Origin of the sequence: Sulfitobacter aestuarii (assembly GCF_042685005.1) — a bacterium.
In the GTDB taxonomy this organism is placed as follows: domain Bacteria; phylum Pseudomonadota; class Alphaproteobacteria; order Rhodobacterales; family Rhodobacteraceae; genus Sulfitobacter; species Sulfitobacter aestuarii.
In genome coordinates, this window is sequence record NZ_JBHUMP010000004.1 from 196,719 (window position 1) to 209,727 (window position 13,009).

Below are 13,009 nucleotides of genomic sequence, written 5' to 3' on the forward strand. Positions count from 1 at the left end.
ACGCGCCGGCCCATAACGGGCCGGACGCCCCTCCCCGGGCGCGCCCACGACACGACAGAATTCAACAATCGGAGACCGGCCTCGCTATGCTAGACAGCGCTTTCTGGATGACCAGCGGGTTCATTCTCTTGCTTCTCGTCCTCTCCGGTTTCTTCTCGGGTTCGGAAACCGCGCTCACCGCCGCCTCGCGCGGCAAGCTGCGCGCGCAGGCCGACAAGGGCTCGCGCGGCGCCGAACGCGCGCTGATGATCACCGAGGACAACGAAAGGCTGATCGGCTCGGTGCTGCTCGGCAACAACCTTGTCAACATCCTCGCCGCCTCCCTCGCCACCGCCCTCTTCACCCGGCTCTTCGGCGAATCCGGCGTGCCCCTCGCCACCCTGGTGATGACCCTGCTGGTGCTGATCTTCGCCGAGGTGCTGCCCAAGACCTACGCGATCACCAATGCCGAACGCGCCGCGGCGCTGGTCTCGCGGCCGATCTCGGTGGTGGTGCGGGTGTTCTCGCCGGTGGTCAAGGCGGTGCGCCTGCTGGTCCGCTTCGTGCTGCGCCTCTTCGGCGTCACCACGGACCCGGACAGCAATATCCTGGCGGTGCGCGAGGAAATCGCCGGCGCGCTGCAGCTCGGCCATTCCGAAGGCGTGGTCGAAAAGGAGGACCGCGACCGCATCCTCGGCGCGCTCGACCTGCGCGAACGCGCGGTGGAGGAGATCATGCTCCACCGTTCCAACATCGAGATGATCGACGCCGCGGCCCCGCCCGACGAGATCCTCCGCCAATGCCTGCAATCCAACCACACCCGCCTGCCGGTCTATCGCGACGATCCGGAAAACATCATCGGCGTGGTCCATGCCAAGGACCTGCTGCGCACCATGTACAGGCTGATCGGCGGGCCAGACGGCGATGCCGCGGCATTGCATGATTTCGACATCTCCCAGGTGGTGATGAAACCCTATTTCGTTCCGGAAACCTCATCGCTGGACGAACAGATGCGCCAGTTCCTGCGCCGCCGCACCCATTTCGCGCTGGTGGTCGACGAATACGGCTCGCTGCAAGGGCTGATCACGCTGGAGGACATTCTCGAGGAGATCGTCGGCGAGATCACCGACGAGTTCGACCCGGATGCCGATCATCCGCTGATGGCCGCCGAGGACGGGAATTACTATGTCGACGGGGCGATGACGATCCGCGACCTCAACCGCGCCACCGACTGGTCGCTGCCCGATGACGAGGCCAATACGATCGCCGGGCTGGTGATCCACGAAGCCCAGATGATCCCGACCCCCAAACAGGTGTTCAGCTTCCACGGCTTCCGCTTCGAGGTCGTCGCCCGCGAAGGCAACCGGATCACCCAGCTGAAGATCCGCCCACTCTGAACGGCGCCCGGCCTCTTTATGCGTCAAATACTCCGGGGGTCCGGGGGCCGGCCCCCGGCTGCGCGCTTCGCCGATCCGCGCCCGCGCCTCAATCCGCGTCGCCAAGCCGCGCCATCACCGCATCACGCACATCGCTGCGCGCCGCGCCGAGCAGCCGCGCGCGGTCATGCTCGAAATCCGTCACCGCCAGCGCCCGCAGCAGCTGCACCTCGGCCTCGGCGCGCGCCGCCTGGCTCAGCCCGTCATCGGAATGGCGCATCAGCCCGGTCAGCGTCTGCTGCAACCGCTGCTGCACCTCGACCACCGCGGCACCGTCGCGGGCCAGGGCGGCGAAGCCGTCCTCGATCAGATCGCGGGGATCCAGCGGGCGCACATGCAGATATTCGAGCGCATTCTCGCGCTCCTGCGCGGCCTCGTCGACGTAATAGGACAGGATCCGCCCGATCCGCGTGATCACGTCGATCGCGGTGCCCGGATCGTTGACCCCGGGCGAGAGCGCCTTGGAGGCGACCTCGCCCATCGCCACCAGCGCAAAGCGCGGGTCCTGATCGAAGATCCGCAGATCGCCGGTCTGCACATTGAGGCGCACCGCGTTCTCGAGCGAGTCCCAATTGTGTTCCTCATCCTTCGCCGTGCCGCGTCGCGCGGCCAGGAGCAGCGGTTCGTTCCTGAACACGAAACTGCCGATGCTGCGCACCAGGTAGAGCTCGACGCCGTGATCGCGCGCCACCTCGTTCAGCGCTTCGGGATAGATATGCTGGATATAGCCGCTCTGCTCGGCGCGGATCTCCTCCGCATCCTCGGGCGGATCACCCTTGAACGTGCGTCCGCCGAGACAGGGGTTCTGCATCCGGTCGCGGAATTGCTCGCGCGCGGTTTCCTCGATCTGCCGGGTGGTGTCGATCAGGCTGCCGAAGGTCTGCAGATGCAGCACCCAGCGGATCAGGTAGATGACGATCACCGCCAGCACCAGCACGGTCATCAGGAACAGCACCAGCGCCCGCTCATCGACATAGATCCCCAGCTCGCGCATGATGATCGCAACCAGCGCATAGACATAGGCACCGATGAACACCGCCAGCGTGTTTTGTGTGGTGCGGTCCTGGATGATCAGCCGATGCACCCGCGGCGTCCATTGGGTCGAGGTCGCGCGGTAGACCGTCACCATGATGGTGATCGAGAAGATCGTCACCGCCAGCATCGCCTCGGCGATGATCTGCAACAGCCGGTCGGCCGCCGAACCGGTGAGCGTGGTGGCGACCTTCTTGGGAACGTAGCCTTCGATCAACTGCGTCAGCCCGAGGGCGACAAAGGCCAGCAGACCCATGAAGATCACGCGGACCCAGAGCTTGCGGGTATATTTGCGGGACTTGCGCAGCAATGTGCGCGGCAACAGCATTTCCAAATTCATGCGCTATCATCTAGGCCGAAAACCGCCGCGTCCAGAGCCGTGTTGCGCCCCGGCCTTGCGACCGGGCCCACCACTGTCCCGAAACCGACATGCCCCGTCGCAAAGTCGCATGTGCCCTCCGCGCCGTTGCGGCAGGCTGGCGTGAGGCAAAGGGGGCCGCCCATGCAAACCACCACGCGCGCGCTCGTCATCGGCGGCGGAGTCATCGGCGTCTCGGTGCTCTATCACCTGACCCGGCTCGGCTGGTCCGAGGTGATGCTGGTGGAACGGTCCGAGCTGACCTCGGGCTCCACCTGGCATGCCGCCGGCGGTTTTCACACACTCAACGGCGATACCAACATGGCGGCGCTGCAGGGCTATACGATCCGCCTCTACAAGGAGCTTGAAGAGATCACCGGCATGTCCTGCGGTCTGCATCACGTCGGCGGCGTGACCCTGGCAGACAGTCAGGAGCGCTTCGACATGTTGCTGGCCGAACGCGCCAAGCACCGGTTCATGGGGCTCGAAACCGAAATCGTCGGCCCTGGTGAAATCGCGAGGATCGCCCCGATCACCAATCTCGAGGGCATCATCGGCGGGCTATACGATCCGCTCGACGGACATCTCGATCCCTCCGGCACCACCCATGCCTATGCCAGGGCCGCGCGGATGGGCGGCGCGACGATCGAGACCCGCTGCAAGGTCATCGAGACACGCCAGCGCGCTGACGGCAGCTGGGACGTGGTGACCGACAAGGGGACGATCCATGCGGAACATCTGGTCAATGCCGCGGGACTCTGGGCGCGGGAAGTCGCGGCGATGGCCGGGGTCTACCTGCCGCTGCACCCCATGGCGCATCAATATATCGTCACCGAAGATATAGAGGAAATCTATACCCGCGCGGTCGAACATCCGCATGTGATGGACCCGGCCGGGGAATCCTATCTGCGTCAGGAGGGGCGCGGCCTCTGCATCGGATTTTACGAGCAGAACTGCCGCCCCTGGGCCGTGGACGGCACGCCGCCGGATTTCGGACATGAGTTGCTGCCGGATGATTTCGACAAGATCGAGGATTCCGTCGCCTTCGCCTATCGCCGCTTCCCGGTCCTGCAACGCGCCGGGGTCAAATCGGTGATCCACGGCCCCTTCACCTTCGCCCCGGACGGCAATCCGCTGGTCGGCCCGGTGCCCGGCCTGCGCAATTACTGGTCGGCCTGCGGCGTGATGGCCGGTTTTTCGCAAGGCGGCGGCGTCGGGCTCACCCTGGCCCAATGGATGATCGAGGGCGCGCCCGAGCGCGACGCGATGGCGATGGACGTCGCGCGGTTCGGTCCCTGGATATCGCCGGGCTACACCCTGCCGAAAGTCATCGAGAATTACCAGAAACGCTTCTCGGTCTCCTATCCGAACGAGGAACTCCCTGCCGCGCGGCCCCTGCGCAGCACCGTGATGTATGACATTTTCTCCGACATGGGCGCGGTCTGGGGGCAGCAATACGGGCTCGAGGTTGCGAACTTTTTCGCACGCGGTGACGAACCGCGGCACGAGACCCCCTCCTTCCGCCGCTCCGACGCCTTTGCCGCCACCGGACGCGAGGTCATGGCGGTGCGCCGCAACGTCGGGATCAACGAGCTGCAGAATTTCGGAAAGTATCTCGTGCAGGGACGCGGCGCGCGCGGCTGGCTCGATCGGATCATGGCCGGAAAGATCCCGCCCCCCGGCCGCCTCGCCCTGAGCCCGATGCTCTCGCCACAGGGGCGGCTGATCGGTGATTTCACCATCTCCTGCCTCGCGCCCGAGCGTTTCCTCGTCACCGGCTCTTACGGCGCGCAGGCCTATCACGAACGCTGGTTCCGCCAGAACCACGACCCGGACGTGAGCCTTGAAAACGTCTCGGACCGGCGCAGCGGTTTCCAGATCGCCGGGCCCCGAGCGCGGGACTTGCTGCAGGCCTGCACCCGCAGCGACGTCTCTGCGCTCGGCTTTCTCGACGTGGCGCCGATGACCATCGGCCTCTGCACCTGCCTCGTGCAGCGGGTCAGCTATACCGGCGATCTCGGCTATGAGATCTATTGCGACGCGCTCGAGCAGCGCGCGCTCTGGCAGCAGCTCTGGCCCGCCGGGCAGGAGTTCGGCCTCGTGCCCTTCGGCATGCGTGCGATGATGTCGCTGCGGCTCGACAAGTTCTTCGGCAGCTGGATGGCGGAATATTCGCCCGATTACACCGCTGCCGAAACCGGGCTGGACCGCTTCGTCGATTTTGCCAAGCCGGCTGATTTCATCGGGCGCGCCGCTGCCGAGACGGAACAGGCGCGCGGCCCGACGCGGCGGCTCGTCGCCTTCGAGGTCGATGCGGCGGATGCCGATGTCCATGGCTATGAACCGATCTGGCTGGGCGATGCGGTGGTCGGTTTCTGCACCTCGGGCGGTTTTTCGCATTTCGCGGGCACGTCCGTGGCGCTCGGCTTCCTGCCCGTGGCGTCGATCGCGGATGGTATCGAGGTGCAGATCGAGATCCTCGGGGAGCGGCGCAGCGCGCGGATGATCACCACCCCGCTGTTCGACCCCGACGGTGCGCGGATGCGTGGCTGATGTTTTTTCGCAGCGAAGCGGTGTAGCATCCCGACATGGAAACCCTGCCGGTCATCATCCTCGCCGCCGGGCGGGCGCAGCGCATGCGCGGTGCGGACAAGCTGCTCGAACCGGTGGCCGGGGAACCCCTGCTGCGGCGTCAGGCGAGGCTGGCCCGTGCGCTCACCAGCGGCCCGGTAATCGTGGCGCTCCCGGCGCCGCCGCATCCGCGCCATGAGGTGCTCGCCGGAATCGATGTGACGCGGCTTGGCGTCACGGATGCCGGTGAAGGGATGAACGCCTCGCTGCGCGCCGGGTTCGCGGCCCTGCCAGAGGGATGCGCTGCGGCGATGCTGCTGCTCGCGGACCTGCCTGAATTGACCCTTCATGACTTGAGGAAGGTCGCGCGAGCCGTTGATCTCAATTCGGATAGCCTGATCTGGCGCGGCGCCACAGAGGCCGGGCAAGGCGGTCATCCGATCATCTTTGCCGCACCGGTTTTTTCGCAGATCGCCCAGCTCAAAGGCGACAGCGGCGCGCGCGAGGTCGTCGCGCAGGCCGCGAACAGGGTGGTGCTGGTCCCCCTGCCTGGAGAGCGCGCCCGGCGCGATCTCGATACGCCGGAGGACTGGGCCGCCTGGCGCTGCCGCATGCGGGACGCATGAGCCTGGCCCTGCAGCCTATTGACATAAAAAGATAAAAGGCGGACTGGCTACCCGGCCCGCTTCGAGCCTTACTCGGTCAACAACCGGGCCTCGTGCTTTTTCAGCGACCTGCGCGCAGAGGCATATTGGTTGATCCCGTCCATCGTCGCCAGCTCCGGAAACAACTCCAGGATCTCGCCACGCTGTTCGTCACCGATCCCGGCCAGGCTCAGATCGCCGGGCTGGAAGCTTTCGGTCCAGGCGCCGTCCGAGAGGATCACTTCATGCTGGTCGAACATGATGTGAATATAGGTGGTCTGCGAGACCTCAACGATGTCGATCCCCGCCATCCCGGTGAGATGTTTGGCGGCGACCAGCACCTCGCGCTCCTCGAAATAGAGCGCGGTGCGGTCATTGGCGACGAGCACCCGGTGATTGGGGCTGACCAGCATGTCACGTTCGGGCAGGTTGTTGCCAAGCGCGCCCTTCTGGATCAACACCGGGCGCAGATGCTCCGCCGCGGCGAGCTCGGCACCGCTCAAGGCCCGCGCGCCTGCCCAGCGGATGCGCTGGATGCCATTGTCGCGGGTGATCACGCGGTCGCCGACCTGCAACTCCTCGACCCGGCGCTCGCCCTGCGGCGTCGCGATACGGGTGCCCGGGGTGAAACAGGGGATGACATGCTCGATATTGGCGAAATCGAGCTGGCCCGAGGCGAGCGTGTCGTCGCGGTTGTCAAAGAAAAGCACCGTGCCGTTCTCGGCGTTGTCGGCATCATAGTGGATCTCGAGCCGCCCACCCTCGGGCCGCGCGCCGCGCAGATCGAGCGTGTCGAAATCATCGCCGCGCTCGCCGCCGTCGATCACATCGCCGGCATTGCCGCCGCGGAAGACATCGCGATCCCCGCCGCCGAGCATCGTATCGCGACCGGTGCCGCCGATCAGCGTGTCATCGCCGCTGCCGCCTTCGATCCGGTCATCGCCGCTGCCGCCTTTCAGCAGGTCGTCACCGCGATTGCCGCGCAGCAGATCATCGCCCTGACCGCCGATCAGCGTATCGTCGCCATTGCCGCCATAGAGACTGTCGTCGTCGATCCCGCCATCGAGATAATCGTCGCCGTTGCCGCCGAAGAGGCGGTCGTCGTCATCCCCGCCATAGACCTCGTCATCCCCGTCCCCCGCATAGACCGTGTCACGGCCGTTGTCGGGGCGGCGGTCCGGCGCATGGGGATGTTCGGCATCCGCATCGTCGGGGATGTCGAACGCATCGAAACCATGCGCGGGGTCGTTGCCCGCATAGATCGTGTCATCGCCCGCGCCGCCCAATATCAGGTCACTGCCCTCGCCGCCGACGATCCGGTCATCGCCGTCGCCGCCCGACACGGTGTCATCGTCGATGCCCGCGTCGATCACATCGTTGCCGTCGCCGCCAAACACCGTGTCGCGATCATCGCCGGTGCGGATCGTGTCGTTCCCGCCGCCGCCCTCGACACAATCGCGGTCGTTTTCGGGATCGGCGTCGGGGGCAAAGCCGAAACGGTCCTCCCGGCTATACGGATAGCCGCGATCCGGCGCCAGCGCACCCGAGGACGTGTCGATCAGGTCATCCCCGTCACCGCCGAGCACCGTGTCGCGCCCGGCGCCGCCGATCAGCGTGTCGTCGCCCGCCCCGCCCTCGATCCGGTCATCGCCGCTGCCGCCTTCGACGCGGTCATCGCCCGCGCCTGCCAGCACCGTGTCATTCCCGGCCCCGGCGCGGACGAAATCGTCGTTGGCTGCCGCCCCGTCGAGCACCGCATCCCCGGCGTCGATCCGGTCGCCCTCGGGATCGCCGGTGTAATCCGCATCGATCAGATCGGCCCCGTCGGTACCGTCGACATAGCCGTCGAGCGGCGCGCCGGAAGGATCGCCCGCGTCGTCAAAGACCAGATTGTCCACCGCGCCGGAACCGGCGAGCTGCACTTCCATGCGGCTCACGCCTGCAACGTTGAACGCCACGCAGCGTTCGCCGCCGTTGCCGGTCGGGTCGATGAAATGGGTCTCGATCACATCGCCATGCGCGTCATAGAAGATCACCCGCGTTCCTCCGCCGCCGGTCTCCTCGATATCCTTGAAGGTCAGGCTCTCCATCCGCACGGCCGCGTCGAAATCGAAGAGCAGGCTGCCGCCGCGGGCATTGTCGTCGGGATCGCAGCGGTCACCGTCCTCGGAGATGATCAGCAGGCCGCCGAGCGTGTCCGAGGCCAGGTCCCTGTCGCCTCCGGTCGGGTTGGCGCTGTCGAAGATCATCGCGCGCCCGGAACCGCCGCTGGCGGAGATCGTGACGCCTTCGCTGCGGTATTCGTCATCCACCACGGTACCGGCGGCGAGGTCGTTGAAATCGATTGTCTTGATCATGAACATGTCTCCTGAACGTGGCCGCAGGGGGCGCGCAACGCGACCGAACGGAAAATAGATACGAAGCTGTGCAGAGGTGCGCCCGGCAGGGTGAAGCGCGCGACGCGCCCGGCCCGGCGGGATCGTTCATGTCTTGTTGCGGCACTCATTACACTCACTCCTCAGAACCATGCGCTCCCCCGCGAAAGTCATGCCTTTGCGGCATGCGGCGGCGCGCATCTGCTCAAACGGGGAACGGCAAGCGGCGACGGGCGCGGAAAACGGCTCCCGCGTCGCTGCGTGCAAATGGTCGCGATACCGCGGCGTAAGGCGCATCTGACGCATTCCAGATGCGTCGCATGCGGCCGCCCCCCGTGACCTTCAGACATTGCCCCCCAGTTGAGCAGGGTCATCAATACCGGCGGAAATGCGGCAGACAAAGCGAAAAATGACCGAAAAGTGTCACGATGTTGCGCCGCAGCGGCGGGAGCGGAGGCTGTGCCGTGGCGAACGCCCGATCTGTGCAGCCGATTGTTTCCCCGCGGCCTGTGTGTGCCGGGCGCGATGGGGCAAGCCAGACAGGATCAGGCCGCATCGGCGGCGGCCCGGCACGGTCCTGCACACGCGCCATTGTCGCGGTTGCGGCACCAATCCCGAGACCCGACGGCGCCTCCATCTCCGGAAATTTTTTGCGCGACCGGCAGGATTGCGCGTTGCCGTCCCGGAACCAATGCGCCGCCATGGGTGAGATTATCCGCAATCACCGGAAATAGCGGAGATCCTGCGGCGAATCACCTGTACAAGCACGATCAGCGCTCATTGCAAACTCGGCTGCGGGGTTGTGGCATGGTCGAGGAGACCATTGGTACCCAAGGCCGGACTCGAACCGGCACGCCTTGCGGCGGGGGATTTTGAATCCCCTGCGTCTACCATTCCGCCACTTGGGCACGGGCCGCGTTTAGCCTGCATCACGTGACAGGGCAAGAATAATTTCGCGCGCCGACAAGGTGACTTGACGGGGGCCGCGGTCCATGGTGTTGCACAGAGCAGCAACCGGAGCCGCCCATGATCCGCCGCCTTTATGACTGGACCATCGAACTTGCCGATCACCGTCACGCGCTCTGGGCGCTGGCGCTGGTGGCCTTCATCGAAAGCTCGGTTTTCCCGATCCCGCCGGACATCCTGATGATCCCGATGATCCTCGCCAATCCGCGCCGCGCCTGGCTGGTTGCCACTGTGGCGCTGGTGGCCTCGGTGCTGGGCGGGCTGCTTGGCTATGCGATCGGGGCGCTGGCTTTCGAGACGCTCGGCCAGCCGATCCTGGCGTCGCTGGGCAAGGCCGATGCGATGGCGGAGTTTTCCACCCGGTTCAACGACGTGGGTTTCTGGGCGGTGCTGACCGCGGGGATCACGCCCTTCCCCTACAAGGTCATCACCATCATGTCGGGCTGGACCGGCATGCCGCTCGGGACCTTCATCGCCACCTCCATACTGGCGCGCGGCCTGCGGTTCTTTATTGTTGCCGGGCTGCTCTGGCATTTCGGCGCGCCGATCCGCGACTTCATCGAGCGCCGCCTCGGGCTGATGTTCAGCCTCGCGGTCATGCTGTTGTTCGGCGGTTTCGCCGCGGTGCGTTTCCTGTGAGCCGCCGCAGCCTCATCGCGCTGGCGACGCTCGGCTCTGCGGCGCTGCTGCTGGGCGCTTTCGCCTTCCAGCATCTTGGCGGCTACGCCCCCTGCAAGCTCTGCCTCTGGCAGCGCTGGCCCCATGCGGCGGCGGTTGTGGTCGGGCTGGTGCTTCTGACCGGGGCGCCGCGCGGGCTGATCTGGCTCGGGGCGGCGGCGGCGGCCGTCACGGCCGGGCTCGGCATCTATCATGCGGGGGTGGAATGGGGTTTCTGGCCCGGCCCGTCCTCCTGCACCGGCGGCGGGCTCGACCTCGGCGGCATGAGCGGCGGCGACCTGCTGTCGATGGATGCGCCAAGCGGGCTGGTGATGTGCGATGCCGTCGTCTGGTCGCTGGCCGGTCTGTCGATGGCAGGCTGGAATGCGCTGCTCTCGCTCGTGCTCGTGGCGCTCTGGGTGCTGGCGGCGCGGCGGCGCGAACGCCGCGTCTAGACCGCTTTCAGGGTCTTCAGCAGCAGGCTGGTCTCGCTGGAAATCACCCCGTCGAGCCGCCTGATCCGCGCCAGTACCGCGTCGAACTGCTCCAGTGTTTCGGTGCCGATCTCGACGATCAGATCCCAGCGCCCGTTGGTCGAATGCACCGCGCGCAGGTCGGCCATGTTGCTGAGCTGGCGCGAGATCCGATCCGCGCCGCGCCCTTCGATTCCGATCATCATCATGCCGCGCACCGGGTCCTGACGCACATCGGCGCGGGTCACCACGCTGAAGCCGACGATCTCGCCGCGTTCGCGCAGCCGCGCGAGCCGGGCCCGCACGGTGGCGCGGGACAGCCCCAATATGCTGGCAAGGTCCGACAGCGACACGCGCGCGTCGTGCCGCAGGGCGGCGATCAGCCGATGGTCCGTTTCGTCCATTATCTCTATCCGAAGTGATCAATTCGCTCACGATATGGTCGATATGGTCGCTTGTCGATGTCCCGATCTGCCGGATACTCACGGGAAACCGTTTTGGGAGAGATCGAATGAGTGAACAGAATTGCATTCTTGTCGGCGCGCCGATGGATTCGGGCAAGCGCCGCACCGGTTGCCTGATGGGGCCGGATGCGTTTCGCACCGCCGGGCTGGCGGCGGCGCTGGAAAATCTCGGGCATCGGGTCAGCGACCGGGGCAATGTCGCGCCTGCTCCGTTCACGCCGAAGGACAACGGCAAGATCCACGCGCTGGAAGAAACCATCGCCTGGACCGAAGCGCTGGCCGATGCCGCCGAAGACACCCTTAAGGACGGACTGCCGATCTTCATGGGCGGCGATCATGCGCTGTCGCTCGGCACCGTACTCGGCGCGATGCGCCATGCCGACAGGCTGAACCGCCCGCTCTTCGTGCTCTGGCTCGATGCCCATACCGATTTCCACACGCCCCATACCACCGACAGCGGCAACCTGCATGGCACGCCGCTTGGCTATGTCACCGGGCGCGAGGGGTTTGACGGCTTTCCGAAGGTCGACAACCCTCTGCCGCAGGAGAATATCGCCATGATCGGCCTGCGCTCGGTCGATGCGCCGGAACGCGCGGCGCTGCAGGAGACGGCGATCCAGCGGGTGGATATGCGCGAGATCGACGAGACAGGGATCGCCCGGCCGCTGACCCGCTTCCTCGACGGGGTCGAAGCCGCTAACGGCATGCTGCATGTCTCGCTCGATGTCGATTTCCTCGACCCCTCGGTCGCCCCGGCGGTCGGCACCACGGTGCCCGGCGGCGCCACGGTGCGCGAGGGTCATCTGGTGATGGAGATGCTGCATGACAGCGGGCTGATGACCTCGCTCGATCTGGTCGAGCTGAACCCGTTTCTCGACGAGCGCGGCCGCACCGCGCAGCTGATGGTCGATCTCGCCGCGTCCGCGCTTGGCCGCCGTGTCTTCGACCGACCGACCCGCGCCTATTGAGCCTGCTCCCCGATATGAAAGTGACTTGAAATGACCAATCTGAAACCCTCCGACAAGGCGCTGGTGCCTTTCGTTTCCGTCGATCACATGATGAAGCTGATCCATCACATCGGCGTCGAGCCGATGCTTGCCGGGCTGGCGGAATATATCGAGGCCGATTTCCGGCGCTGGGAGCTGTTTGACAAGACGCCGCGCGTGGCGAGCCATTCCGAGAAGGGCGTGATCGAGCTGATGCCGACCTCCGATGGCGATGTCTATGGCTTCAAATATGTCAACGGTCATCCGTCCAACACCGCCGAGGGGCTGCAGACGGTCACCGCCTTCGGGCTGCTGGCGGATGTCTCGAACGGCTATCCGGTGCTGCTGACCGAGATGACCATGCTCACCGCGCTGCGCACCGCCGCGACCTCGGCGCTGGTGGCGCGGCTGCTGGCGCCCAAGGGCAGCCATGTGATGGCGATGATCGGCAATGGCGCGCAGTCGGAATTCCAGGGTCTGGCGATGAAGGCGATCTGCGGCGTCGATGAGATCCGCCTTTATGACATCGACCGGGCAGCGACCGCGAAATGTGCGGCGAACCTTGCCGGTCAGGGCCTGAAAGTGGTCGAATGCACCAGCGCCGAAGAAGCAATGCTGGGCGCGCAGATCATCACCACCTGCACGGCGGACAAGCAATATGCCACGATCCTGAGCGACAACATGGTCGGCGCCGGGGTGCATATCAACGCCATTGGCGGCGATTGCCCCGGCAAGACCGAGCTCGCCCCGGCGATCCTGCACCGGGCCGGGATCTTCGTGGAATATCCCGAGCAGACCCGGATCGAGGGCGAGATCCAGCAGCTTGAGCCCGACCATCCGGTAACCGAGATCTGGCAGGTGCTGACCGGTCAGGCGCAGGGGCGCACGGACGAGAAACAGATCACCCTGTTCGATTCCGTCGGCTTCGCGATCGAGGATTTCTCGGCCCTGCGCTACGTGCGGGACCAGATCGGCGAGACCGGGCTGTTTCATCCGCTCGACCTGCTGGCCGATCCCGACGATCCGCGCGACCTGTTCGGCATGTTGCAGCGCGCCAGGGGCTGAGCG

The 13,009-nt window shown here is 65.9% G+C and carries 10 protein-coding genes and 1 tRNA gene; 7 read left to right on the forward strand and 4 right to left on the reverse strand.

Annotated features, from left to right (window positions below; translation table 11 throughout):
• Positions 1 to 86: 86 nt before the first annotated feature.
• Entirely contained in the window at positions 87 to 1,376 is a 1,290-nt protein-coding gene (locus ACFSUD_RS07440) for an HlyC/CorC family transporter (protein WP_386372954.1), read from the forward strand.
• An 88-nt stretch (positions 1,377 to 1,464) separates the two neighbouring features.
• Here the strand turns inward: ACFSUD_RS07440 and ACFSUD_RS07445 are convergent, their stop codons facing one another.
• Positions 1,465 to 2,787 (reverse strand): DUF2254 domain-containing protein, encoded by a 1,323-nt coding sequence (locus tag ACFSUD_RS07445; protein ID WP_386372956.1) that lies wholly within the window; start codon positions 2,785 to 2,787, stop codon positions 1,465 to 1,467.
• 162 nt (positions 2,788 to 2,949) lie between these two features.
• Here ACFSUD_RS07445 and ACFSUD_RS07450 point away from each other — a divergent pair, with 162 nt between their 5' ends.
• Positions 2,950 to 5,358, forward strand: a complete 2,409-nt coding sequence (locus ACFSUD_RS07450; RefSeq protein ID WP_386372958.1) for a GcvT family protein — start codon at positions 2,950 to 2,952, stop codon at positions 5,356 to 5,358.
• A gap of 35 nt (positions 5,359 to 5,393) precedes the next feature.
• Complete coding sequence (locus tag ACFSUD_RS07455) at positions 5,394 to 6,002, forward strand: nucleotidyltransferase family protein (RefSeq protein ID WP_386372959.1); 609 nt, start codon at positions 5,394 to 5,396, stop codon at positions 6,000 to 6,002.
• A gap of 68 nt (positions 6,003 to 6,070) precedes the next feature.
• Here ACFSUD_RS07455 and ACFSUD_RS07460 read toward each other — a convergent pair whose 3' ends face one another.
• Positions 6,071 to 8,377: a Hint domain-containing protein gene (locus ACFSUD_RS07460; RefSeq protein ID WP_386372961.1), complete on the reverse strand. Its 2,307-nt coding sequence runs from the start codon at positions 8,375 to 8,377 to the stop codon at positions 6,071 to 6,073.
• A gap of 842 nt (positions 8,378 to 9,219) precedes the next feature.
• A tRNA-Leu gene (locus ACFSUD_RS07465) sits at positions 9,220 to 9,303 on the reverse strand.
• Positions 9,304 to 9,421: 118 nt separating this feature from the next.
• On the opposite strand from ACFSUD_RS07465, the gene ACFSUD_RS07470 reads away from it, so the two are divergent.
• Both ACFSUD_RS07470 and ACFSUD_RS07475 read left to right on the forward strand, forming a co-directional pair.
• The gene (locus ACFSUD_RS07470; protein WP_386372963.1) at positions 9,422 to 10,000 is read left to right on the forward strand and encodes a YqaA family protein; all 579 of its coding nucleotides are present in this window, start codon (positions 9,422 to 9,424) and stop codon (positions 9,998 to 10,000) included.
• Positions 9,997 to 10,473 carry a disulfide bond formation protein B gene (locus ACFSUD_RS07475; RefSeq protein ID WP_386372965.1) on the forward strand — a complete coding sequence of 159 codons (477 nt, stop codon included), beginning with the start codon at positions 9,997 to 9,999 and terminating at the stop codon, positions 10,471 to 10,473. Before ACFSUD_RS07470 ends, ACFSUD_RS07475 begins: the two co-directional genes overlap by 4 nt.
• Here ACFSUD_RS07475 and ACFSUD_RS07480 read toward each other — a convergent pair.
• A complete protein-coding gene (locus tag ACFSUD_RS07480) occupies positions 10,470 to 10,895 on the reverse strand; it encodes an Lrp/AsnC family transcriptional regulator (protein WP_386372967.1) in 426 nt (141 codons plus the stop codon). The two genes, ACFSUD_RS07475 and ACFSUD_RS07480, sit on opposite strands and share 4 nt — an antisense overlap.
• A 107-nt stretch (positions 10,896 to 11,002) precedes the next feature.
• Between ACFSUD_RS07480 and rocF the strand changes: the two genes are divergently transcribed.
• Positions 11,003 to 11,923, forward strand: coding sequence for an arginase (gene rocF, locus ACFSUD_RS07485; protein ID WP_386372969.1), 921 nt, complete (start codon positions 11,003 to 11,005; stop codon positions 11,921 to 11,923).
• A 30-nt stretch (positions 11,924 to 11,953) separates the two neighbouring features.
• Entirely contained in the window at positions 11,954 to 13,006 is a 1,053-nt protein-coding gene (locus tag ACFSUD_RS07490; protein WP_386372971.1) for an ornithine cyclodeaminase, read from the forward strand.
• Positions 13,007 to 13,009 lie beyond the last annotated feature (3 nt).